Consider the following 412-nt stretch of genomic DNA (forward strand, 5'->3'; position numbering starts at 1 on the left):
GCTAAATAACAGGGAGTATGTCATGAATATTGTCTGTGTTGCCGCCTGTACGGCGGGTATTGCTCATACCTATATTGCTCGTGAAAAGTTAATCAAAGGAGCAAAAGCTCTGGGCCATACCATTAAAGTTGAAACCCAGGGAACCATTGGTACAGAAAATGAATTACAGGCGGCAGATATCTCTGCTGCTGACGTCGTGATTCTTGCTGTAGATGTGAAAATAAAAGGAGAAGAACGCTTCACCAATAAACGTATTGTGCGAGTAAAGACAGAGATCGTCATTAAATCGCCCGTTCAATTTCTTGAAAGGGTCGAAAAATCACTGGGAAACAAATGATCCTTATACTGGAGGGATCTTAATATGAAAGAAAATAAAATTCCGGTTTCACAGGAAATTAAAAAACATTTATTA

Annotated in this window: 1 protein-coding gene; it reads left to right on the forward strand. The window is 39.1% G+C overall.

What is annotated here, in order from left to right; all coding sequences use genetic code 11:
* The coding region (locus tag C1I93_RS31035; protein ID WP_220039631.1) for a PTS fructose transporter subunit IIB at positions 1 to 337 on the forward strand (337 nt) is incomplete at its 5' end.
* Between the last annotated feature and the right edge of the window lie 75 nt (positions 338 to 412).

It is taken from the genome of Micromonospora endophytica, from assembly GCF_003236305.1.
GTDB lineage: Bacteria > Actinomycetota > Actinomycetes > Mycobacteriales > Micromonosporaceae > Micromonospora > Micromonospora endophytica.